At 45.3% G+C, this 24,497-nt stretch carries 23 protein-coding genes; 15 read left to right on the forward strand and 8 right to left on the reverse strand.

Annotation, left to right across the window (positions count from 1 at the left end; genetic code table 11):
* Positions 1–63: 63 nt before the first annotated feature.
* Both AR543_RS11760 and AR543_RS11765 read right to left on the reverse strand, forming a co-directional pair.
* Positions 64–2,175 carry an ABC transporter ATP-binding protein gene (locus tag AR543_RS11760; RefSeq protein ID WP_060536754.1) on the reverse strand — a complete coding sequence of 704 codons (2,112 nt, stop codon included), beginning with the start codon at positions 2,173–2,175 and terminating at the stop codon, positions 64–66.
* A gap of 27 nt (positions 2,176–2,202) precedes the next feature.
* Entirely contained in the window at positions 2,203–3,957 is a 1,755-nt protein-coding gene (locus AR543_RS11765) for an ABC transporter ATP-binding protein (RefSeq protein ID WP_060534592.1), read from the reverse strand.
* 746 nt (positions 3,958–4,703) lie between these two features.
* Between AR543_RS11765 and AR543_RS11770 the strand changes: the two genes are divergently transcribed.
* Positions 4,704–5,000: a HesB/YadR/YfhF family protein gene (locus AR543_RS11770; RefSeq protein WP_060534594.1), complete on the forward strand. Its 297-nt coding sequence runs from the start codon at positions 4,704–4,706 to the stop codon at positions 4,998–5,000.
* Between the two features lie 75 nt (positions 5,001–5,075).
* Here the strand turns inward: AR543_RS11770 and AR543_RS11775 are convergent, their stop codons facing one another.
* The 4 genes from AR543_RS11775 to AR543_RS11790 all read right to left on the reverse strand — a co-directional run bounded on the left by AR543_RS11775 (position 5,076) and on the right by AR543_RS11790 (position 8,057).
* Positions 5,076–5,582: a hypothetical protein gene (locus AR543_RS11775; protein WP_060534597.1), complete on the reverse strand. Its 507-nt coding sequence runs from the start codon at positions 5,580–5,582 to the stop codon at positions 5,076–5,078.
* 216 nt (positions 5,583–5,798) lie between these two features.
* Complete coding sequence (locus AR543_RS11780; RefSeq protein WP_145953914.1) at positions 5,799–6,347, reverse strand: BAR domain-containing protein; 549 nt, start codon at positions 6,345–6,347, stop codon at positions 5,799–5,801.
* 135 nt (positions 6,348–6,482) lie between these two features.
* Entirely contained in the window at positions 6,483–6,926 is a 444-nt protein-coding gene (locus AR543_RS11785; RefSeq protein WP_060536755.1) for a DUF441 domain-containing protein, read from the reverse strand.
* Between the two features lie 135 nt (positions 6,927–7,061).
* Positions 7,062–8,057 carry a YpdA family putative bacillithiol disulfide reductase gene (locus tag AR543_RS11790; RefSeq protein WP_060534601.1) on the reverse strand — a complete coding sequence of 332 codons (996 nt, stop codon included), beginning with the start codon at positions 8,055–8,057 and terminating at the stop codon, positions 7,062–7,064.
* 362 nt (positions 8,058–8,419) lie between these two features.
* On the opposite strand from AR543_RS11790, the gene AR543_RS11795 reads away from it, so the two are divergent.
* From AR543_RS11795 to AR543_RS11810, 4 genes are all read left to right on the forward strand, one after another.
* Entirely contained in the window at positions 8,420–8,926 is a 507-nt protein-coding gene (locus AR543_RS11795) for a DUF3939 domain-containing protein (RefSeq protein WP_060534604.1), read from the forward strand.
* Positions 8,927–9,180: 254 nt separating this feature from the next.
* Positions 9,181–9,603, forward strand: a complete 423-nt coding sequence (locus AR543_RS11800; protein ID WP_227871740.1) for a hypothetical protein — start codon at positions 9,181–9,183, stop codon at positions 9,601–9,603.
* A gap of 27 nt (positions 9,604–9,630) precedes the next feature.
* Positions 9,631–10,323 carry an HAD family hydrolase gene (locus AR543_RS11805; protein WP_227871741.1) on the forward strand — a complete coding sequence of 231 codons (693 nt, stop codon included), beginning with the start codon at positions 9,631–9,633 and terminating at the stop codon, positions 10,321–10,323.
* A gap of 291 nt (positions 10,324–10,614) precedes the next feature.
* Entirely contained in the window at positions 10,615–10,992 is a 378-nt protein-coding gene (locus AR543_RS11810; protein ID WP_060534610.1) for a PH domain-containing protein, read from the forward strand.
* 132 nt (positions 10,993–11,124) lie between these two features.
* Here AR543_RS11810 and AR543_RS11815 read toward each other — a convergent pair whose 3' ends face one another.
* The gene (locus tag AR543_RS11815; protein ID WP_060534612.1) at positions 11,125–11,790 is read right to left on the reverse strand and encodes an S-layer homology domain-containing protein; all 666 of its coding nucleotides are present in this window, start codon (positions 11,788–11,790) and stop codon (positions 11,125–11,127) included.
* Between the two features lie 251 nt (positions 11,791–12,041).
* On the opposite strand from AR543_RS11815, the gene AR543_RS11820 reads away from it, so the two are divergent.
* The 10 genes from AR543_RS11820 to AR543_RS11865 all read left to right on the forward strand — a co-directional run bounded on the left by AR543_RS11820 (position 12,042) and on the right by AR543_RS11865 (position 23,524).
* Complete coding sequence (locus AR543_RS11820) at positions 12,042–13,130, forward strand: lactonase family protein (protein WP_060534614.1); 1,089 nt, start codon at positions 12,042–12,044, stop codon at positions 13,128–13,130.
* A gap of 451 nt (positions 13,131–13,581) precedes the next feature.
* Entirely contained in the window at positions 13,582–13,836 is a 255-nt protein-coding gene (locus AR543_RS11825; protein ID WP_017814971.1) for a hypothetical protein, read from the forward strand.
* A 199-nt stretch (positions 13,837–14,035) separates the two neighbouring features.
* The gene (locus tag AR543_RS11830; RefSeq protein ID WP_060534615.1) at positions 14,036–14,338 is read left to right on the forward strand and encodes a hypothetical protein; all 303 of its coding nucleotides are present in this window, start codon (positions 14,036–14,038) and stop codon (positions 14,336–14,338) included.
* A gap of 347 nt (positions 14,339–14,685) precedes the next feature.
* Complete coding sequence (locus tag AR543_RS11835) at positions 14,686–15,684, forward strand: LacI family DNA-binding transcriptional regulator (protein ID WP_060534618.1); 999 nt, start codon at positions 14,686–14,688, stop codon at positions 15,682–15,684.
* Positions 15,685–15,694: 10 nt separating this feature from the next.
* Complete coding sequence (locus AR543_RS11840) at positions 15,695–16,957, forward strand: sugar ABC transporter substrate-binding protein (protein WP_060534620.1); 1,263 nt, start codon at positions 15,695–15,697, stop codon at positions 16,955–16,957.
* A gap of 150 nt (positions 16,958–17,107) precedes the next feature.
* Complete coding sequence (locus AR543_RS11845; RefSeq protein WP_060534622.1) at positions 17,108–18,355, forward strand: sugar ABC transporter substrate-binding protein; 1,248 nt, start codon at positions 17,108–17,110, stop codon at positions 18,353–18,355.
* A 42-nt stretch (positions 18,356–18,397) separates the two neighbouring features.
* The gene (locus AR543_RS11850; protein WP_060534624.1) at positions 18,398–19,303 is read left to right on the forward strand and encodes a carbohydrate ABC transporter permease; all 906 of its coding nucleotides are present in this window, start codon (positions 18,398–18,400) and stop codon (positions 19,301–19,303) included.
* Between the two features lie 54 nt (positions 19,304–19,357).
* The gene (locus AR543_RS11855) at positions 19,358–20,182 is read left to right on the forward strand and encodes a carbohydrate ABC transporter permease (protein WP_060534626.1); all 825 of its coding nucleotides are present in this window, start codon (positions 19,358–19,360) and stop codon (positions 20,180–20,182) included.
* A gap of 162 nt (positions 20,183–20,344) precedes the next feature.
* Entirely contained in the window at positions 20,345–22,759 is a 2,415-nt protein-coding gene (locus AR543_RS11860; RefSeq protein WP_060534628.1) for a glycoside hydrolase family 94 protein, read from the forward strand.
* Positions 22,760–23,059: 300 nt separating this feature from the next.
* Complete coding sequence (locus AR543_RS11865) at positions 23,060–23,524, forward strand: GNAT family N-acetyltransferase (protein ID WP_060534630.1); 465 nt, start codon at positions 23,060–23,062, stop codon at positions 23,522–23,524.
* Between the two features lie 97 nt (positions 23,525–23,621).
* Here AR543_RS11865 and AR543_RS11870 read toward each other — a convergent pair whose 3' ends face one another.
* A complete protein-coding gene (locus AR543_RS11870) occupies positions 23,622–24,359 on the reverse strand; it encodes a DUF4253 domain-containing protein (protein ID WP_158523957.1) in 738 nt (245 codons plus the stop codon).
* Positions 24,360–24,497: the final 138 nt, after the last annotated feature.

The raw sequence follows: 24,497 nt of genomic DNA on the forward strand, positions 1-24,497 counted from the left end.
TACAATAGAACTTGTATATCGGGGCTTTAATTGCTTTCTATCGTTGTCCTATAGTGTGTGAGATTAGATCGTACGACCGATCAATCCGGCAGGAACAGGAGCTTGGTCAGCAGTATCAGGATTTAATCCATTCTCCGGAAGAGCGCTTGAGCTGTTGCCAGTCTGCATACGATACATCTGGCGGTATCGTCCATCAATCTCCATTAGTTCATCATGCGAACCACGTTCCACAATTTCTCCGCGGTGCAGTACCAGAATCTGGTCGGCACTGCGAATCGTAGACAGGCGATGGGCGACGATAAAGGTGGTACGTCCTTTTTTGAGAACTTCCAGCGCGGACTGAATCAGCGCTTCGGTCTCGGTATCAATATTGGCGGTAGCTTCATCGAGAATCAGAATCGCCGGATCATATGCCAAGGCACGGGCAAAGGAAATCAACTGACGCTGTCCGGCAGACAATGTGCTTCCTTTTTCTACGACAGGCTCATCGAATCCTTTGGGCAGATCAGACAGAATCTTGTCGGCACCGACTTCCCGCAGTGCACGTTCTACACGTTCACGACTGATCTTCTCATTATCCAGACTGACGTTGGAAGCGATCGTACCGGTGAACAGATAAGGGTCCTGCAGAACGATACCCATATGCTGGCGTATCCACTGCTTGGGCAGCTCACGGACATTTTGTCCATCAATCGTAATCGTCCCTTGCTGGGGATCATAGAATCGGAACAGCAGATTGATAATCGAACTTTTACCCGAACCGGTATGACCGACAAGAGCAATCGTCTGACCCTGTTTGGCTTCAAAATTAATATCTTTCAGAACCGGATTCACCTTATAGGCAAAGGTTACATTTTTGAATTGTACATTTCCTTTGTAACGCGGCATGGAACCATCGGTTACCTGTTCGCCTTCCTCATCCATCAGTTCGAACACGCGTCCGGCAGATACCATGGACAGATCCAGAGAGGCCAGCTGATTAACGATACCGGTCATCGGTTGGAACAGGCGACCCAGTACATCGACAAAGGCATACAGTACGCCCAGCGAGATAGCACTGTCAAAGCCGCCAAGTGCTGCCGAGCCAAAATACCAAAGTACCAGAGCAAATGTCAGGTTACGGAGTACATTAACCAGATTGTGCGAAGTGAGCGAGTTGAGACGCAGCATTTTGTTCTGATACGATAGATAATCATTATTCAGCTGCTCAAACTCTTCCTGGGTCTGCTTTTGCTTGCGGAAAATACGAATAATCGACATTCCCTGAATTGATTCATTAATAATCGCGTTGATCTCGCTCAGTCTGGAGCGAATTACAGTATTATATTTGGTCGCTACCCGGCGATACAGATAGATCCAGCCGATCAGTAGCGGCACCAGGAACAGACAGATCAGACCGAGACGGAAGTCCAGAATGAACATGGCTACATAGACCCCTAACATATACACTGCACCTGAGCTGAAGTTGGATAGTACAGCTACAAACAGATCTTTGACTGCTTCCGTATCATTGGTTACACGAGAAACCACTTTACCCGCAGGCAGATTATCAAAAAAAGGTACAGGCAGTCGCTGAATATGTGCATACAGATCCAGACGCAGCTCCTGAATGACCTTATTGGCGGATGATTGCAGCCAGTACGTCTTGCCGAATTCTGTAATGATGGTAATCAGCAGGAAAATAAAGTACAGGCCGATCAATTTGTAAATACTCGGCAGCTCCGGCTGATAGAACCCGAAGAGCTCTGTGGGTGACAGCGGAACCGCCGGATAAAAGGCTTCCTGGCCCTGCGCATTACGTACGGTTAGTGTACCGTCGGCATAACTCTTTTCGCCAGCAGTATTGTCCATCGGACCTTGAATAAAGTAAAAGGTAGGTCCACTTTGTACGACATGAGCTTCAGTACCACGGGATTCTCCGACATTCCAGAAACCTTCGCGTTTGTAGTATTTTCCATTATATTCGGCGGTATGTTCACCGGCAGTCGTCTCATAAAAAGGCTGTTCAATTGCGAACATATGGTTATCAATAATATTTTTGGCGATAAACGGCCCGGCCAGTTCTGCGCCAACGCCGATTACCAGCATGATCAGTGCGATAACAAACGTCTTTTTGGCTCGCAGTGCATAGCGATACAGTCGTTTGGTAATCGTCTTGTTATCCAGCCTCGTCATGGGCTGTTCGTAATCCTGTGTCTCCAATTAAGACACCTCCCCATCGAGGGAATTCGCCACCTGCTGCCGTTCGTACTGTTCACGGTACCAGCCACCGGCTTCGAGAAGCTCGGCATGGGTTCCCTCTTCAATAATTTTGCCCCGATCCAGGACGACAATATGATCTGCATGCTCGATAGCAGACAGGCGATGTGTCGCGATCAGAGTCGTTTTGCCTGAACGTTTGGTACGGATATTTTCTATAATACGTGCTTCGGTACGTGCATCGACAGCAGAAAGTGCATCATCCAGAATCAGAATCTCTGGTTCGGCAATAAAGGCACGAGCAAGTGATACACGCTGCTTCTGACCACCGGACAGGGCTACACCACGTTCGCCGACAATAGTCTCCAAGCCGTCAGGGAACGTATGCAGATCCGTATCAAAAGCTGCAGTGTGAATAGCATTCATAATTTCTTCGTCATTTGCATCCGATTTACCAAAGCGAATATTATTGCGCACACTTCGGGAAAACAGAATCTGCTCCTGCGGCACATAACCAAGCCAGCTGTGCAGCTGATCCTTGGCAATATTTTGAATCGGTACACCACTGATTGTCAGCTCGCCGCTGCCAGCAGGATATTCATGTAGCAGCTGCTTGAGCAGGGTAGATTTGCCGCTGCCGGTACGTCCAACTACGCCAAGTGTCTCTCCGGCACGAATCTTGAGCGATACATGCTGAAGATTATCGACAGTGGAGGTAGGGTAGCGGAATGTAATATCATTGAATTCAATCATCTGCGGATAATCGACGACTACGGGGGAAGGAATATCCTGAACATCCGGCTGGACAGCCAGCGTCTCGTTCACCCGGTCGAGAGAAGCATTACCACGCTGCATAATATTAATCAATTCACCGATGGCAAACATCGGCCAGATCATCATTCCCAGGTAAATATTAAAGGAAACCAGATCACCCAGTGTCAGCTCATTGTGGAACACCAGATAGATACCGAAGCCAAGACCGATAATATAACTCAGCCCGACAAACAGACGAATCGTCGGCTCGAATAATCCATCCACCATCGCGACAGCAAGATTCTTGCGATACACATCATTGGTAATATGCTCAAATCGCTTCTCATCCTGGCGTTCCTGCACATAAGCACGGATAACACGCACACCGGCAATCGATTCCAGCACCTGATCATTCATATCGCCAAAAGCATCCTGCGCCAGTGTATAGCGGGCATGTACGACTTTACCGTAAATAGCCATGGCAATCGCAATAAATGGAAGTGGTAAAATAGCAGCAAGGGTCAGCTTCCAGCTAATCAAAAATCCCATCGCCAGCAGTACAGTCAGCAGATAAACGGTAGAGTCGGTCAATGTCAGCATACCAAAACCGACCGTCATCGCGACCGATCGTAGATCATTGGTCGCCCGAGCCATCAGGTCACCCGTACGGCTCCTTTCAAAAAAAGGCGGAGTCATGCGCAGCAGATGGGCCATAAAACGGGTACGCAGCAGTCGCTCGACCAGATTCGAGCCGCCGAACAAACTATGCATCCATACATAAGTGACTCCATAAATGACAATCAATGTAGCTACAATAGCCGATGAATAGTAAATCAATGACTGATAGGTAATCGAGCCACTGGAAATCCGATCAATAGCATCTCCCAGCAGTTTGGGAGGGACCAGTTCCAATACTCCGACGCCAGCAAGCATCAGAATACCGATAATATAACGCTTACGCTCCCGGTGGAAAAACCAGCCCAGATTTTTTAAAACAGCGAACATGCAATCACTACCTTTCCGATGCATAACTTGTATGCATAATAGGGTCAAGCCTGTATAAATAAAAATCTACAGCGAAATATAACGCTCATGTTGTCTGAATCAGAGAAGAAGCCACAAAAAAGAGACACGTATGTGCAAATGCACATAACATGTCTCCTTGTAAATGTCATATGACGCACGGCTGTGAACAACCGGTGCAGTAATGATAATTGTTATGGATACTTCTCAAGTGTAATGGATAGACATTCATTACCTTAAAAGGTGCCCACCTGCCGGGTTGTTCCACGTTTTCAGTTGTGTAGTCAGATCGCTTGCATAGCCCTGGTTATGTACAATCATGAGTTGACGCATGGAATTCACCCTTTCTTCATAATGTAATAGCAGATGGTAATAAATTCTAATTATCCTTCGCCTGTGTACGATTGTATCACTGCATTTTTGAGCATGTCAACGTAAAACTTGCAATTTGCTTAAAAATCTGCTGAATATGAATGTTTTCTTGTTGAATAAAGTCAACAAAGTTTACATAAGTATATAAAAAGAAAACAAAAGCCAGTAAAGAGACTCAAGTTCGCAATGATTTCTATTCAGCCGATAACCGCAATACGTGTAACATGTTATAATACGGAAAGAGTCAGGGTAATAATAATGAGGCAGCAGTCGGGCTGGAATATCGATTACTTTGAATAGGGTTTACAGGATAAAAGATTTATTTACGCTAACTTGAACGAAAGGTGGAATAAATAATGAGTATCGCCGTATCGGATGAAGCCGCACGCTGGTATAAAAAAGAATTGGATTTAAAAGAGGGAGACGCGCTGCGTTTTTATGCCCGCTATAGCAGTAACAGCGATATCCATCCCGGATTCTCGCTCGGCATTTCGGTGGAGCCTCCGATCAGTCCGGGACTAGAGCAAGAAGCTGAAGGAATCCAGTTTTACATGGAAGCCCAGGATCTATGGTACTTGAACGGATATAAGCTGAATGTGGAATATATGGATAATGAAGATGATATCCGATATGCCTATGTTCCGGAATCCTGAATATCCTTCATATCACAAAAAAGCATATGATAAAAAGCCCATGTTATCGTAGAGATAACATGGGCTTTTTGCCAGTTATACCGTAGAGGTACCTTCCAGTGCATAAGAGAAATCTTCGATATCATATACCTGAACAGGTACTTTGGCTTCGATCATCCGGTGAATCATCTCAAATTGATCGGTTAAAAGAGGAACTTCCTTGCGAAGTGCAGACAGGATCAGCTCAGTCTCAATCGGATCAAAGGATTCGCCGTAATAGGCATTATCCATGGCATTGACCACCGATAGCTGTACATGATCTGTAAACAGAATAGAAGAGCTGACCGCCCATGGCATCTGCAGACAGCGCTGGATCTTTTTCTTGTTCAGTGGTTCTTCCAAATAATCAATTAGCGCTTTGATGCGCTCGCGGACTTCTCGTTCTTCCACCGAATCATTCATCAGCGGTTCCTGACTCTCTGCAAATTCATACAGTTCCATAATGGATGTGTAGGGAACAATATAGTTGACCGGCTTATCCGGATGAAGTAATTGACCGTAGATTGCGATCATAATCGCTTCTATGACAAAAGCTTGGGGCATAGATATAATCCTCCTGGCGATGCATACGTGTACACATGGTTGTCAGCCTTGAATGTCAAAGCTGTATTGGCAGTATACCATATCCTGCCCGGTACAATAAATGCGAACTTACAAAAATCTCGCAACACTGCCAGCTGATCTTGATCATCAAATACAATTACGCAGACCCTGATGGTCAATAGACAGAATTCCGGATAAGCAATACAACAACAGCGATCACTCACAAGCGAGCAGCATATCCTGCAGATGATCCAGCTTGAATCGGGTCAATTCTGTCTGAATCGTATTAGTTATTTGTTCCCGATTCCACTGCGATCGTATATCGGCTTCCCATCTATCTGCGCCACCACAGCGTTTTTGGGCAGCCGCAGGCCAGCTGGCAATAATGGATCGATAGGATTGTATTTGCGCTTCAGCCTGTTCCTTTTTGTTACACCACAAGGATAATAGAACAGCATCGGTCATTGTCTGAACCGGATAATCGATAGCATTGGCAATTGTGCTGTTATACAGCTGTTCAACAATAGTGCAAGTCAGTGGCTGCGTAAAAGCAGCCGGACACTGTATACGAAAATTGGAGATAATCGTATTCAGCTCATTGGTATGCCGTACAAAACGGATCGAATCCTCAGCGCCTTTGGAATTGGTCAGAGCTACCGGAGCAGTCAGCGACACGACCGGGAAGGGAGTCATCAGGGAATGCGTATGAAATACCGGGACATACCCTTCTCCTCCATATACAGCCTTCAGATATATCCCTGACAAAATAGGGCCGTGGCGTTTAATAAAATGCAGCGAGCGGTACAGCTTATAGGTAGAAAGTACAGTCTGCCAATCGAGCTGGATCTTTTTTTGGCTGCAGCAGTCAGTTGTTTCATGGATACACCTCACGAGGAGAGTTTAGGATTTTCCGATTAATAAGGAGAGCAGACCAGCAGCAATTAACGGTCCAACCGGCACTCCTTTGAAAAAGGCAACCCCAATCAGCGTTCCGATCAAAAGACCGGCTACGATAGTCGGCTGGTTGGTCATAAGGATCGTGCCGCGTCCACCGAGATAGGCAACAAATAGCCCGATACCAATAGCCACAAGCGATTTCCAGCTTACAAAGGAAGCCAGAATCGTCTCCATCGAAATTTTACCGCTGGCAAGCGGAGTCATCACCCCGATAGTCAGAATAATAATACCAATCGTCAATCCGTATTTTTCCAGCCACGGAAAAGCCTGATTCCATCCAAGTACACGAATCAGCAGCAGCACGAGCATAGCGATCGTGACGGTGGTGTTTTTCCCGACAATTCCGAGTCCTGCCATCACGAGCAGAATCAGGGAAGGCATATCGATAGCGCCCATAATAATCACTCCTCTTTAGAAATATTTCTCAATGAAGCAAAAATGTCCGCCGGAATCCAGCGGACATATGCAAAACCGAGATATACAGCGCAAATGCAATTTAACAGATGCCATATACGTAAAAAATTATCCGGATATATGCGTGAAAGCATCAGCGATATGTCTGGCAATCATGGCACCATGACGGCGCCCGGTCTCGATAAAGACTTCGTTGGCATTACGCCCGGAAGCAATCACTCCGGCTACATACAATCCCGGGATATTGGTCTCCATTGTCTCGGGATCAAAGCGTGGCTTGTCCATATCTTCACTCATGGTCACACCCATAGAGGTAATAAGCTTACGGTCCGGGCGGAATCCGGTCATTGCGAGAACAAAGTCATTATCCAGCATCTCGGTATGGCCATCTTCGGTATTGGTGATCTGAACTTCGGTCTCGGTGATATGAGTGACGCAGGAATTCAGATGCAGATTGATTTTCCCTTTGGTCACGAGACTTTCGAAGATTGGACGAACCCATGATTTGATATTGGCCGACAGATCACTGCCGCGATATACCATATCGACCTTGGCACCAACACGTACAATTTCCAGGGCAGCATCCACAGCCGAATTGCTGCCGCCGATAATAGCTACCTGCATGCCGGTGTACGGATGAGCTTCACGGAAATAATGGGTGACTTTGTCCAGATCTTCTCCGGGAATCCCCAGATAGTTCGGATGATCAAAATAACCGGTAGCAATAATGACACGACGAGCCTGAGGGGTATGCTCTTCGCCCTGACGATTCACGGTTTGCAGAGTAAAGGTACCATCTTCATGTCTCTGAATGCCGGTAGCTTCTGTATACGGCTGTACTTTGATATTGTAATGCTCTGCTGCCCGGCGATAATAGGCTAGTGCCTCATGGCGAAACGGCTTTTCATTAGGAGAAGGGAAAGGCAGGTTACCAATTTCCAGCAGCTCGGCTGTACTAAAAAACTGCATATTGGTCGGATACAGATAGATCGAATGAACCACATTATATTTTTCGATAATAAGCGTGTTCAGACCGAGGCGTTCGCACTCAATAGCAGCGGATAGTCCGCAAGGTCCGGCACCTACAATAATGACATCTTGCATATTACGATCAGACTCCTTTCTGAATACATATCCTGCTCTGTATAGGATTAGAGCAATACATGTTTGTGCAATGAATGCACAATATGGGGAAATCAAAGATGCTGTACTGTCAGCATTCAACCGATAAAATAGGACCATATACCATCCTACTGCAAACTGCATCTAAATTCTAGCTTGCTGTGGGTGAGCAGAACTAATTTATCGTGAAATATCATTATTTTGTAAAAAAGTGAATCATTTTTTGTAAAATGCGGTATAGTTATAGTAAGAGGAAAAAAGTTAGCAGCTTTCTTCGGAGCTTCATTGTAAACGGTTTCTGACACTGTCCCTGATATCCCATTTGTAGGGAAGGAGAGACGATTATGTCTATTCTGGAAAGGTTCAAGACAAAAAGCAAGACATCGAACATGCCTTCGGTTCATGTAACAATGAACGAACTTCGTACAGCCGTCTTACAATATGAGAGAGAAATGAGCGGGATCAACCGCACTGCATTGATGCAGGAGGATAGAAGTCTGGATTTGTCAAGACTGACCCGTTACCTGGGAGGTCGAAGTGATCAGAAATTTTATCTGTCACGGGAGACTTTCGAGATCTTCGAAGAAGAAGAACGCCATATTCCATACCATCTGGATCAGGTGCAGGGAGCGATTGATGATTATGTTCAGGAAAACGGCAAACTGCCGGTAATCGAAGATTCAGTACATTTTGAAGTCGATTGCCGCAAGCTCTATCAGCAGCGTTATCTGCACGAGATTCCTGATTTCCCAATGTATATTACCGACCAGGAAATGATGGTAACCCATCGCGAGCCGGCTATACTGCCAGAGAGCAAAGAACATATGGACAAATCATACGTGCTGCTCTAGATCATCTGCCAAATACTCGATCCTGATCGATAGGAATAACGAAATAATATACACTTATAATGAACCCGTCTGCAGCCGCAGGCGGGTTTTTGATGTTCTATATAGATGATCATGAATGTATAAAGGAAAATACGAGTACAGATAAATATCCTTTCTGTGAAGAAAAAGCAAAAGCATGTACAATGAACAAGAAATATGAACGATACACGATGCAGGTACTCGGTATGTATACAGGTGATTCATACGATAGATAGATGGAACCCATACAGAAAGGCGGTGGATCAATGCATACTTCTCATCAGGTATTGGGGTTTGTACTGCTGGAAGATGTACCGTTTGAACAATTGCTGACCAGACTATCTGAAGCTTTTCAGATCAGCCTGCCTTATGAAGATTATAAAGGGCGCTATATCGCCAAAGCTTATTTGTCAGGCTATCATCTGGAAGTCGAAGACAGAGTGGATCGCCTGAGCGAACTTTTGTGCGATGAATACCACGTGTTGAATATCCGGATCGATTCGAATGAATATTTTAACTGTGCTTTTGAGCAGCATATCAAGCAGATTCTGAAAAAAGGCGAGATACGATGGCAACGATATGTATGGGCTCCTTATCCATTACCCGAACCGTGTCTGGAATCGGATGATGATACGGAGTCAAATAAGGATATCTTGTAGGCACAATACATATAAAAAGGGGTTTTTATGATGACAGAACAGTCTGTTAAAGCGGTTATTTTTGATTTGGATAATACATTAATGGATCGAGATTATACGTTTCGAGCCTTTTCACAATTATTGATAAAAGACTATTTGGGACATATTCAGGATCAGGAGAAGCTACGTGATATTCTTGGTTATTTGCGTATTGCGGATGCAGATGGTTACCGTGAAAAACATGGATTTTTCGAAGAACTTGTAGAACGTATTCCATGGTCACAAAAGCCTGATGTAGATGCATTATATAGTTATTACAAGGAACATTATATGAAAGAAGCTTCCTTGATGAAATATGCAATTGAAGCAATCGAATCCTGCCGTGCTCGGGGATACAAGCTTGGAATGCTGACTAATGGGCTGTACGAGATCCAGTATGGCAAAGTGCTGCATCTGAGGTTGGAGTCTTATTTTGACGTTATCCTGACATCCGGAGAAGTCGGTATCAAAAAGCCGGAGCGCCGCATCTATGAAATCATGCTGGAACGACTGGGAACGAGCGGCGAAGAGACTGTATTCGTCGGTGATCATCCGGTGAATGATATCTGGGGAGCTGCCCAGGTAGGCATGCGAGGCATTTTCCTGAGACGCAGCTTTGATTGGGACCAGGCACTGGGGATGAAGCCGTGGAGAACGATTGATGAGCTGAATCAGCTTGAAAGAATATGGGAAGAAGTATAGTTTGAAAAATACAGTGTGTAGAAAATAGTATCCATCTGCACTACATCAAGCTTTCTTCGTACTTATTACTTATCGTTTACAGAAATTCATTTATAAAGAAAGAGAATGATGATTATTCAATCGCAGAGCGATCCAGCATTCTGAATACATCCAAGCGATTGAAGATCCATTCTGCTATTGCAGTGACAGCAAAAAATAAATCAGGCCCAATAACCTGCTATTAAAAAGTGATGGGAATTCCGATATATATAACAGCTACATAATTATGAAGGCAAAAAGGAGAAGAGAAATATGGGGATTTTTGATGGTTGGCTTGGTAATGCATCGACAGTGAATTTGAGTGAGGCGCAGCAGGAATATGCTTCGATCATGGCACCGGGAGAGCAAGTTGAGCGGGCATACAAACTCGTGCGCGATATGTTTATTTTCACCAACAAACGGTTGATTCTGGTAGACAAGCAAGGGATTACAGGCAAAAAGACGGAATACCATTCTATCCCGTACAAGAGTATTTCCCATTATTCGGTGGAGACGGCTGGTCATTTCGATCTGGACGCCGAGCTGTGTATTTATATTTCCAGCAGCACTGTACCAATCAAGAAAACATTTAACAAGAGCGTAAATATCTATGAAGTTCAAAGTGTATTGTCCTATTATATTCTGGGGTAACCGTATATACAGGCTGTTTGTGATTCCTTGATAGGAGCAGTAACGGCATATTATTTACAAAGCGTCCCGATTCTCTGCATTCAAGAGGATCCGGACGCTTTATTTTTAAAATATAGCAGGCTGTATCTGTATTCATTTTTCCTCGGTTTGGCCGGTCAATTCCAAAGCATTGTACAGCATTACAGCTGCTTCTGCGCGTGTAATGGGGTCATTGGGCCGGAAGTTATTTTTTTCATCCAGCGAAGCAATCCCGCTATCGATAACCTGCTCCAGAATCTGTTGTTCGGCAGAAGAAAGATGGTTCGCATCATGGATAGTTATCGATTGACCCTGTAGAGCACCGGTACTGCCTCCCGATTCATGAATATCCGGATCTACCTGCTCCACACCCTGCCAGAGTAAAGTGGCAAACTGGCCGCGTGTCATGGTGGAAGAGGCATCCACGTCTGACTCTAGCTGCAGCCCATTCAGATGAGCAATTATCATATCTGTGCTATACCAGGCTTGATCATCTACAGAAGTGTAGTAATCGCTGGCTTTGGGCGCTTTGATAAAACGCATATTATCGATATTAAGATTCAGTCCCTTGACCAGTGCTGCCACGCCCTGCGCAGTTGTCAAAGCAGCATCCGGCTGGAACTCTGTGTCCGTCACTCCGCTAAGAATATTATGATTTTGCAAGTAATTGATCTCCTCTCTGCCTGTTGTGTGATCCAGATCGTCAAAAGCAAAAGCAGATATGGGTGCAGCGAGCAGCAGTGTACTAACCCATCCAAGCAGCCATTTACGATTGAACATCGAATTCACTCCATTCGGTCATAGATGGATAAAGAAGGCTCGAAAATGAAATTATCTATGTATTACCCGAAGCAATCAAATCTGAAAAGAAATCAGATTTTTTTGATTTTTGTGAACGTAGGGTATAAGTTATATAAGAGGGTATTTGATTTAATGCCTGCTGATAAAGGGGATAAACAGCTGTGAACATCCAGGCTGTCCTGTAATTCAGGCACTATAATTAAGGTAACATGAACTGGAGGAGATAATCGATGGAAAACCAAAATCAACGCCTGCTTGTATTTGCAGGTTCTTATGCAGAAGCAGCCAATCCAGGTGTATACGTATATACGTTTAATGAAGAGACTGGCGAATTGACACCAACCGATTCCTTTACCGGACTGCAAAATCCTACATTCTTGAATGTGGATGCCAAAGCCAAACGTCTCTATGCACTCGGCGAGACAGCATCCGAGACAGGTCCCAAAGGCAAGGGTGGCGAAGCTGCTTCTTTTGTAATTCAACCGGAACAGGGCAAGATTGAACTGCTGAATCGTGTGAATACTATCGATGGTCCACCTTGTCATATCCAGCGTTCAGAAGATAGCCGTTATCTGACCATGGTGAGTTATCATGGCGGTATGGTTGGTCTGATCGCTCTGGAACAGGATGGTAGTGTCGGTGAACTGCTGGATGTACATCAGCATGAAGGACACAGCGTTGATCCTCAAAACCAGGATCGTCCGCATCCACACTCTACATTTTTTGATCCAGCGGGCAAATATCTGATTGTACAGGATCTGGGACTCGACCGTGTGCGTACATATGCACTGAAAGCAGATTCGAATAAGCTGGAATTTGCTGTTGATACAGCATCTACACCAGGTGCGGGTCCTCGTCATCTGGTCTTCCATCCGAACGGGCAGTACGCATTTATTATCAATGAACTGAATTCTACGGTTACTTCCTATCAATATGAAGCAGCTACAGGTGCGCTGAATGAAGTACAGACGATCTCCACGCTGCCAGAAGGATATGAAGGTGCCAATGGCTGTGCAGAGATTGCCATTTCGGAAGATGGTAAATATCTGTATGGTTCCAATCGTGGACATGACAGTATCGTACAGTATGAAGTAGATGCTTCTACAGGTGTGCTCACACTGGTACAGCATGTATCTACAGAAGGTGGACATCCAAGACACTTTTCCATTCTGCCAGGCGGTAAATACTTGCTGGCAGCCAATCGCGACGGAAATAACATCGTCGTATTCGGTATCGACCAAACGACAGGCAAGTTGACCTACACAGGCAAAAGTGTCGAAGTATCCAAGCCAGTCTGCATCTGGGGCGCTTATTTCTAATATCCAGTCCTATTCAGATCATTATTCGATATCTATCAAATAACATGGTGGACTTCTGCAGCAGCTATACAGGATACATCAACTTGATTAATGATCACATTGTATATCAATCGGATACAATAACACGGGTAAAACCGGCAAGCGAAGTCATCTATATCATGGGTGGCTTCGCTTTTTTGTATAAACCCTTAACATGACAGAGATCCTATGCGGATTACCCTGGATAATAAAGTGAGAGTTTTTATTCCTAAAAGGAGTACAGATAATCCCTGGTTCATGGAACATATTATCAGAATAGTGCCGTCTGGGATCATCCGCCAACTGGGATAATTATTGTAGCTTGCAGGATACCTGTTTCAATTTGGCTCCTAGAGGTAAAATTACAGTAATACGGTTCACCGGTTATACCGGTATTTCACAGCAAGCCGAATCCGCGAAGGAGATGGAGATTATGACAGAACCGCGCAAAAATGATAAAGTACAGGAACAGGCAGGCAAACGCGATAATCCAGAGCAGTATCCGACAGAGAATGAAAGCCTGTTCGATCGATTTAAATCGGAACAAACTGTAGATTCCCTGCCTATTGAAGATATAAAGCTGGAACAGCAAGAAGAAAAGGACGGAGAGCATATCAAGCGTTCTTCTTCCAGCCAAAATGCTTTTCCGGAAGGCGAATCGGAAGATGATTCGGATATTGTCCGCTAAGCAGGAAACGATTACAATAACGTAAGCGTATATGAATGCGTTGGAACCGTAGTATTACTCGCAGCAATCAACCATGAACAGACGGTTACTTACAAACTGGGTCAGTCAGATGACAGCATCATAAAAAGGAGCAGCTCTGTATTTCATACAGCGGCTGGTCCTTTTTCAAGGTTTGGCAACGTCGGAAAGGTGCGAACAGATGGCATTTGGAATCAATAGAAAACAATTAATACAATGGAAACGCCGCGTAGAAGCCGGAGAGATTGCTTTTTTGACTCATTACTGGCTCGATGAACGTTTTCCCGGCATAAAGACAGTTACCAAAGTAGGATGTGCTGATCTTGGCAAATTGGAGCAATGGTGTATCTCTTATGGTCTTAATCCTGCCTACATTCATTATCGTGAGCAGTATCCGCATTTTGACCTGCTCGGACGTGAACAACTGCGTATACTGAAAGCCGAAGGACTGCAAAATCAAATCGATCAATTTGGATTGGAATAAGCATTTAAAGCAGAGAGCCAAAGGCGTTACCCAAAAGACAGATTCGACAAAATAACAAAAAAATTTTAAAAGTGGTTGAAATCGTTTACAAGCAGATATATAATAGCGTTGTAGAAACGTTTCGACAAAAGGGTGTAAATAACGCTGTAACATACAATCCATTTTAAAAATGTAAAATTATTGAATTATGGCTTTAAAATTCGGTTTTGAGCGATTTTTTATCGAAAAATCAAATGATATCATTGTAATTAAGCAAGGTATCCTGGATTTTCGTTTTTAAAATATGAATAGTTTTCGCTCTTTTATCGAAACGTTTCGATATTTCGCAAAACTACAGAGGTGAGCAGATGGGAGCAACGATCAAAGATGTAGCTGCGTTGGCAGGCGTTGCAGTATCGACTGCATCGTATGCACTAAATGGTATTGGCAGAGTCAGCAGCAAGACCCGTAACAAGGTCATCGAAGCTGCCAAACAACTGAACTATCAAAAAAATGGAATTGCGTCCGATCTGAAACGCTCCAAAACGAACACGATTGCCCTGCTGCTCAGTGACCTGTCAGGTCCATACTATTCCAGCCTGATCAAGGGTGTGCAGGAAGTCAGTCTGAACAATGGCTATGATCTGATTGCCTGCAGTTCGATCGGAGGCGATTCGTCTACAGCCGTCAAATTTATCAAGGAAAAACGTGTAGATGGAGCGATTATCCTCGCTCACAATATTCCTGATCGTACGATTCTGGATTCGGCACGCGAAGGATTTCCGATCGTTATGCTGGACCGGCGGCTGGAACATGAGAGTGTCTGTTATGTCGAGGCGGATCATGAGAAAGGCGGCACGCTGGCCACCAATTATCTGATTGAGTCAGGACATCGCCAGATCGCTTTTGTATCCGGGCCTGCCAGCAGCAAGCACAATAACGATCGATACAACGGATTTGTGCGAGCAATGAATCAGCATGGACTGACAATTGAACCACGCTGGAATCTGGTTGGCAATTTTACAGAAGAGGGTGGATATCGCGCTGTCAAGCTGATGCTGGCACAGGGCAATTTGCCGGAAGCTGTATTTTTCGCCAATGACGAGATGGCACTGGGAGGGATTACGGCACTTTATGAAGCAGGCCTGCGTGTACCTGAAGATATATCGGTCATAGGATTTGACGATATTGTTCAGGCACGATTTTTGAACCCCGCGCTGACCACGGTAAGACAGCCGGATTATGAAGTAGGCGCACTGGCAGTTCATCTGATTTTCCAGATTCTCAAAGGTGAATCGGTAGCGCAGCATTATACACTAGACACTGAACTCGTTATTCGTGGAACAGTCAGAACAAATCAAAAATGAGGTGTGCTTGATGAGAAAAATGTGGAAACCCCTGGTAGCATGCGTATTAATCTTTTCTTTTGTATTGGCAGGCTGTGGCGGCAAGGATGAAGCAGCTACTACTTCCGATGGCAAACGAATCCTGAAAGTATGGGGCATGGGCGCCGAAGGAACAGCACTTGCCAAAATGGTGCCTGATTTTGAAGCCAAAAACCCGGATATCAAAGTACAGGTGCAGGCGATCCCTTGGGGAAATGCCCATGACAAATTGCTGACAGCTGTTGCTTCCCAGAGTGGTCCAGATGTCGTGCAGATGGGAATGAGCTGGATACCGGAATTTGCGGAAGCTGGCGCGCTGCAGGATCTGTCCTCCTATACCGAAAAGTACCCGAATCTGAAAGCGGACAATTACTTTGAAGGCTCTCGTACCAAAATGACCTATAACGACAAACTGGTTGGCGTACCATGGTACATTGACACCCGCGTATTGTTCTACCGCAAAGATCTGCTCAAGCAGGTGGGCTACAACGAAGCACCAAAAACCTGGGCAGAGCTCAAGGATGCGGCAACCAAGCTGACTGCACGCGGTAAAGGCAATTATGGTATTTTGCTGGATAGCAAAGACCAACTGTTCACATTGCCATTTGCATGGGAGAACGGCAGCGAAGTGATCGACAGCAATAACCAGGCACAGCTCAATCAGAAACCTTATGTAGAAACGATTCAGTACCTGAGCAGTTTCTTCAAGGAAGGTATTGCTCCAACGCAAAGCGATATGCAGCTGATTCCTTCTTTTGGTGAAGGGATTCTGCCAATGTTTATCAGCGGTCCATGGTCTGTAAATCAGGTGAAAACCGAACTGCCTGAGCTGAAAAGCGACCAGTGGGGAACAGCAGTCATTCCTGCCAAGGAAGAAGGCGGAGAAAGCATGTCGGTACTCGGCGGATCGAATATGTCCGTATTCAGCAGTGCCAAAAATACAGAAGATGCTGTCAAATTTATCTCTTATCTGAACGAGCCGGATGTACAGGTGAAATGGTATGAACTGACACAGGATCTGCCATCCACTACCAAAGCATGGGAAAACAAAGTATTCCAAGATAACCCTAATATCCAGACTTTCCGTACCCAAATGGATACTTCCCGTTCTATTCCATCTGTAAAAGAGTGGGAGACGGTAGCCAAGCAGATCAGCGATGCATTTGACCAGATCGTTGTCGGCGGAACCGATATCCAGACGCAGCTGGATCAACTGAATGAGCAGGCGAACTCTACCCTGCAAAGTGGCAGCTAATTTTAAAAGCAGCCATTCTCTATATGTATTCAAATTAATACGTAACCATGAATCGGTTTACCCTGCAAAGACGCTGTTCGTTGCCCCTTATCCGTTATCCGGACTTGTCTTTGCTTCTCTTTTAAACAAAAAAAATTGAAGAGGTGCCAAATGGCTAAACTATGGAAATCCATGATTGCATGTATGCTTGTATTCTCGATTGTACTGGCTGGATGTAGTGGTCAGGACAAAACGACCACAGCGGATGGAAAACGGATTCTGAAAATATGGGGTATGGGCGGCGAAGGCGGATCTTTGCCAGATATGGTTGCGGCATTTGAAAAAGCAAATCCGGAGATTGATGTACAGGTTCAGCAGATTCCATGGGGATCGGCGCATGATAAACTGCTGACGGCTGTCGCTTCCAAAAGCGGACCCGATGTTATCCAGATGGGAATGACCTGGATTCCGGAGTTTGCCAATGCCGGTGCATTGATGGATCTAACTCCTTATATGGAGCAGTATCCGAATCTCAAGCCGGAGAATTTCTTCGAAGGTGCGAGAGAAACGATGAAATTCAACGATCAAATGATCAGCGTGCCATGGTACATGGAGACACGGGTACTCTATTATCGTACCGACCTGCTCAAGGAAGTCGGTTACAATGAACCGCCGAAAACATGGGCAGAGTTGAAAGACGCTGCCACCAAACTGGCTGCACGTGGCAATGGTAATTATGGTATTTTGCTGGATAACCAGGATGCAGCGTTTACGCTTCCGTTTGCCTGGGAAAATGGCAGTGAAGTCATCAGCAATAATCAAGCTCAGTTCAATCAGCCTCCTTATATAGAAGCCGTTAACTATTTGACCAGCTTCTACAAAGAAGGACTGGCACCCACACAGAGTGATATGCAGCTGCTGCCTGCATTTGGTCAGGGCATGGTTCCTATGTTCTTTAGTGGTCCATGGTCAATTAACCAGATTCATGAAACAGCACCGCAGATCGATGGTAAATGGTCGACTGCACTGATCCCTGCCAAAGAAGAAGGCGGCAAAAGTGCTTCTGTACTCGGCGGTTCGAACTGGAGCGTATTCAGCAGTGCTGTAAATAAAGATGATGCTGTGAAATTTATTTCCTTTATGAGTGATCCTGCCAACCAGGTGAAATACTATGAATTGTCCAAAGATCTGCCTTCTACCCTAAAAGCATGGGAAGACAAAGCGTTCAGCAGCAATGAGCAAGTCAAAACATTCCGTGAGCAAATGGAAACATCCCGCACATCACCATTCGTCAAGTCCTGGGAAGCGATCGGTACCCTGATCAAAGATTCGCTGCAGCAGATTAATCTGGGTGGTGCAGATGTGCAGAAACAAATGGAAGAACTGAATACACAGGCAAATGAATTGTTAAAAGACTAATGATGAAGTAGTAAAAATGCTTCCGTAAAGGAGGGAACAGAGATGCAGAAGGCCTGGCAATCGTTGGCCAAGCACAGATATCCTTATCTGTTTATTGCGCCAACACTAATCATTCTATTTATCTTTTCATTTATCCCGATTCTGGTCGCCGTATTTATCAGTTTTACGAATATGGATCTGGCCGGACTGGCGAACTGGTCCAATATCAAGTTTAACGGTGCAGATAACTTTGTTCAGCTATTTGGCGATGCGGTGTTCCGCAAGTCGATGTTCAATACGCTGATCTATGTTGTGGTCGGTGTACCTCTGGTTGTCCTCCTGTCGATGGCAATAGCCATCCTGATTAACCAGGGTACCAGCTGGCTGTTCAAAACATTCCGTGTTATTTACTACATGCCTTCTATTACGAATATCGTCGCTGTAGCCGTGATCTGGGGATATCTGTACAATTCCCAGTACGGCTTGATCAACCAGATGTTGGGATTCTTCGGCTTTGATCCGGTTCGCTGGCTTCAAGGACCGACAATCGCCAAGTTCTCCCTGATTATTATGGCAGTATGGAAAGCAATCGGTCTGAATATGATCATTTTCCTGGCTGCACTACAGGGTATTCCGCGTACGTATTATGAAGCAGCACAGATTGACGGAGCCAGCCGCTGGCAGCAGCTCACCAAAATTACGGTACCGCTGCTTGGATTTGCGACTTTCTTCGTCTCGATCACGACTTTGATTGGCTGGATTCAATTCTTCGAGGAACCGCTCGTTATGACCAAGGGCGATCCACTGAACGGAACAACATCCATGGCCCTGTTTATTTACAATACAGGCTTCCAGCGCAGTGACTTCGGTTATGCAGCAGCAGGCTCGATTGTATTGTTCGCGATCATCATTGTTGTAACGATTATTCAATTCAAAGTACGCAAAAAAGACAGCGATGTAGAGTATTAATGATCCGTACAGCCTGAGCTGACGCCGGATTGAACTGTGAAAGGAGGTTCCGCAATGGATATTCAAGTGAGACCCGTTTACAAAACTATAGTGATTGCACTGCTGGTTATTGGTGCAATAGCAATGTGTATACCATTCATATGGATGATTCTGTCGTCCTTTAAGCCGGAGAGCGAGGTTACTTCACTAACGCCTACGTTCTGGCCGCAGGAACCGACCATGCATAATTTCACCCGTTTGTTTACCGAGATGAACTTTCAGCAATACCTGATCAATACACTGATCATCGTCTTTTTCTCCTTTATTGGATTGTTCCTGAACGCAGCAGCCGGATATGCTTTTGCCAAGTTCAACTTTCCGGGGAAAAATGTGCTGTATTATCTGGTACTGGGAACCATGATGATTCCTTCCCAGGTAACGATGATTCCGGTTTATTTGATCCTGAATGAAATGCATCTGACCAACACAATGGCAGGGATTGTGCTGCCCGGTATGGTTAACGCCTTTGGTATTTTCCTGTTCCGTCAGTTTATGACTTCTATTCCGAATGACTTGATCGAAGCGGCAAGACTGGATGGTGCAGGGGAGATACGTACTTTCTTCCAGCTCGTTATTCCGATTGCCAAGCCGATCTTTGCCGTACAGGGGATTCTGACCTTTATCGGCGGCTGGAACAGCTTCCTGTGGCCACTGATTGTAGCCAATGACGAGAGTCTGTACACGCTGTCTGTCGGCCTGTCCCTGCTCAAAGGTCAATATGGCGGAGACTTTGCTATTCAGATGGCCGGAGCATCCTTTATGGTTATTCCAATTCTGATCATCTTTATTTTCGCACAGCGTCATATTATTGAAGGCTATACGATCTCTGGTATGAAATAAAAATAAGGATACCGAGTCGCAGCCAGCTGATCAAATGCGCTTCTGCATGACAGTATGGTGTGAGTTACAGAGAATGTCCGGTTATCCGGTAGTATTTATCTGATAAGGATAACCGGACAGAACTTTAGAGAAAAATATGATTACACTACGGAGGGATTCATCATGTCTACTGTACAAAATCAATCCACAACGCAGCAAAATCAGCTTTTCCAAAATGAATATGGATATTTCACCGAAAATGGCCGGGAGTATGTGATTACCAATCCACGTACACCGCGTCCCTGGAGCAATATTATTAGTAATGGCGATTACTCCTTTATGGTATCCCAGGCAGGTGGCGGCGCTTCTTGGCGAGGCAATGCCGGACAGAACCGGATTACGCGTCTGTTCCAGGATGTGATCAAGGATTCATGGGGCAAATTCATCTATCTGCGTGACCGCAGCTCCGGCAAGTTCTGGTCTGCTGCATGGAAGCCGGTAATGGCTGAATTTGAACATTATGAAGTACGTCATGGTATTGGATATAGCGTATTCACCCAGCAGGTCGACGGAATCCGCAGCGAATTGACCGTATTCGTGGCACCGGATGCTCCACTGGAAATTATGCAGTTAAAAATTACCAATAACAGCGGACAGACGCGTGAACTGGATGCAACTACTTATTTTGAATGGGCACCGGGGTTTGCACCGGACGAGCATCGTGAATTCCACAAAATCTTTATGAACTCGGAATATCGCGAAGATCTTAATGCTATTCAACTGGAAAAATACTTATGGGCATTCCCTGATGAAAAAGGACGCAGCAATAATGTAAGCTGGCCGTATACCGCTTTCCATGCTGCCAGTGAGCAGCCATCTTCCTATGATGCGGATAAGGAATCTTTTGTCGGTATGTACGGCGAAGAATCACGCCCACAGGCGATGCAGGATCAAGAGCTGGCAGGGCATACCGGACGTTTTGGCGATGCTGCAGCTTCTCTGCGTGTTGCTGTCAAGCTGGAACCGGGCGCTTCCCATACGGTCGTATTCACGATCGGAGCCGCCGAGCATGAGAAGGAAGACGCCGCAGCATTGATCCGCGAATATACGAGCGTGGAAGCCGCTGAGCGTACACTGGCACGGGTACACGAATTCTGGAGCGAATTGATCGATACCGAAGAGATTCAGACACCGGATCCGGCGATGAATATTATGACGAATGTATGGCTTAAGTATCAATCTATTTCCTGTCGCCTATGGGGTAAAACTGCTTATTATCAAGTGAGCGCAGGATACGGTTTCCGCGATCAGCTGCAGGATTCCCAGATTTTCCTGACCAATAAACCGGAATTGATGCGCAAGCAGATTCTGATGCATGCTTCCCAGCAGTTCCAGGAAGGCGACGTGCTGCACTGGTGGTTCACTATCCGCGGAGGCGGACCACGTACTCGTTGTTCCGATGATCTGTTATGGCTTCCGTTCATCATGGATTCCTATCTGAAAGAAACCCAGGATTATCAGATTCTGGACGAAATCACTCCATTCCTCGACGGCGGAGAGGCAACGGTATATGAGCATTGCAAGCGTGCTATCGAGAAATCATTCCTGCGTTTCAGCCCGCGCGGCGTACCATTGATGGGTGAGCATGACTGGAATGATGGTTTGAGTGCAATCGGTTATGACTGGAAAGGCGAGAGCTTCTGGGTGGGCGAGTTCCTGTATATGATTCTTGGCAGCTTTGCACCAGTGGCACAGCGCCGTGGTGATCAGGCTTTTGCAGACAAAATGATCGAAGTACAGGGCAGTCTCAAGCAGACGTTGAATGAATATGGCTGGGATGGCGAATGGTATCTGCAGGCGACAACCGATGATGGTCTCAAAGTAGGCTCCAAGGAAAATGAAGAAGGACAGATTTTCCTGAATCCGCAAATCTGGGCAGTTATTTCTGGCGTAGCTGACGAAGAACGTGGTCAGCAGGCGATGGCTAGTGTCAGCAAGCATCTGCTGCGTGATTACGGCTCCTTGCTGCTGTATCCGGCTTATACCAAAGTACGCCGTGATATCGGCTACATTACCCGCTATGCACCGGGTCTGCGCGAGAATGGCGGTGTCTATACTCACGCCGCTACATGGGCAGTATGGGCTTATACACTGGCCGGTCAACCGGAGAAAGCATATGAAGCTTACAGCAAAATCTGTCCGCCAAACCGTTCGGATGATCCAAATGGCTACGTAGGCGAGCCTTATGTAACGCCAGGTAACTCCGATGGTCCGATTTCGCCAAATTATGGCCGCGGCGGCTGGACGTGGTACACAGGCTCTTCCCAATGGCTGCAGCGTATGGCAACCAACTGGATTCTGGGTGTTCGCGCAGAGCACGAAGGGTTGCTGGTCGATCCGAGCATTCCATCCGAATGGCCGGAGTTCAGCTACCGTCGTAACTTCCGCGGGGCAACCTATCTGATTCATGTAGACAATGCAGCAGGCGTATCCCGTGGCGTGAAGTCCATTACAGTAGACGGCAAAGAAATTGAAGGCAATATTCTACCGGACTTCCAGGATGGCAAAAAGCATGAAGTGAAAGTTATCATGGGCTAAGTTATTTTACAAATTCCAATATAAAAGTATAAAAGAGCATCGCTGCATAAAACTATTGCAGCGATGCTTTTTGGGTTTACAGTTATTTTCTGAGGAAGGTTATATGTATACTGCTGGGTGCACAATACCGACTTGCTGATTCATCAGCTTGATTTGTTTAGCTTTCAAGCCGAATGAAGATGCTGGATCTGGTTCATTCATACAAAATTGTGACGAGCTATTAAACAAAATCGATTTTCAATTTATAATATTAAAATTATAACAAAATCCAAATACAGATGTCCTAAAGGAGAAGCAACCATGACCTGGCATATCAAGCATTTTAATGAGCTGAATACAAGGGAGTTATATCAGATTCTAAAAGAGCGTACCGATATTTTTGTGGTCGAACAAAATTGTCCTTATCCTGAAGTAGATGGCAGGGATGTGGACTGCTACCATCTGTTCAAGCTGGAGAACGAGCAGATCGCAGCCTACGCACGTCTGCTGCCGCCGGGAGTGGCTTATCCACAGGCTTCGATTGGCAGGGTCATCGTCCCAGCGATTCATCGTGGCAAAGGGTATGCCGGTGAGTTGTTTGCACGTGCCGTGGATTTTATCCAGCAGGAGTTGAACGAAGTGGAAATCAAAATTCAGGCGCAGGAGTATCTATGCCGCTTTTACGGTGCATATGGATTTGAGCCGATCTCCGAGTCCTATCTGGAAGACGGCATCCCGCATGTGGATATGCTGCTAAAAGAGCGCAGAGTACAGCAGCAGGTCTAAACATATCAATTCGCTTGTAGTGTACATGATAATTGCTTAGCTGGATCACTCTCTGTTATATCCAGCTAAGCGGTGTATCGTGCAGAAACAACATTTATTAATCCCACCAAAAATACCAGGTTGTTGAATGCTTCAAATGACTTGCTAGACTGCGGATAGTAGCTGTAGACTCCTCTGCCTGATAGACACGATCACTGCAAAAGGCAAAATGTTCTCTTGCCAGCAATTCAGCCACGTGGTTATCTGCAGGTGGACGAGTCAGCTTCAATTCCCAGGTATTATGAGAAACAATAGCAGGTACAGCTCCATAATGGTCATACCAGTATTTAAACACCGCCACCTGTTCTTCAGGAAGTGGACAATCATTAAATCCCCCCATAGGTACCCAGGCCGCCAGCTCCCAGGCTGCCGTAATTGGAATACACGCAATAATAATCTCGGGATACGGTACTGTTCCATTCAGATAACTATACAACTCATGCTCTGCTACTGCAGGAATGAAATCTCCATATAAATTAGAATGTTCATCATCAAACTCATCTTCGTCTGCAATACTGTCATTCCAGCGCTGTTCAAGTAACTGAGGCACATCGATCTGCATAGCATCTTTGATTACCTCTTGACGAAAATAATGGATACCATCAGGTGAAGGTCCATCTTCGATTTCTTCGAGAACATTTTCAATCACTTCTGCCAGAACATTACTAACTACAATAATAAGAGGAATAAATCCGTCCTGCTTACCCTGTTTACTCATCCGTTCATAAGCTTCCACAATAAATGCTCCATCGTTGATATCTTCAAATAATTCATATTCACAATCCAGATAATCCAATAGGTACTGACAATCATTCGTCATAGTTATTCTCCTTTGATCAATTCATCACTACTATAGATTGATCATTTTGGATGATATTTTCTTTATTGTAAACCTGAAGGCAAAAAGAACACGATTTTTGTATTTATGACAGCT

The sequence above is a fragment of the Paenibacillus bovis genome (assembly GCF_001421015.2).
In the GTDB taxonomy this organism is placed as follows: Bacteria; Bacillota; Bacilli; order Paenibacillales; family Paenibacillaceae; genus Saccharibacillus; species Saccharibacillus bovis.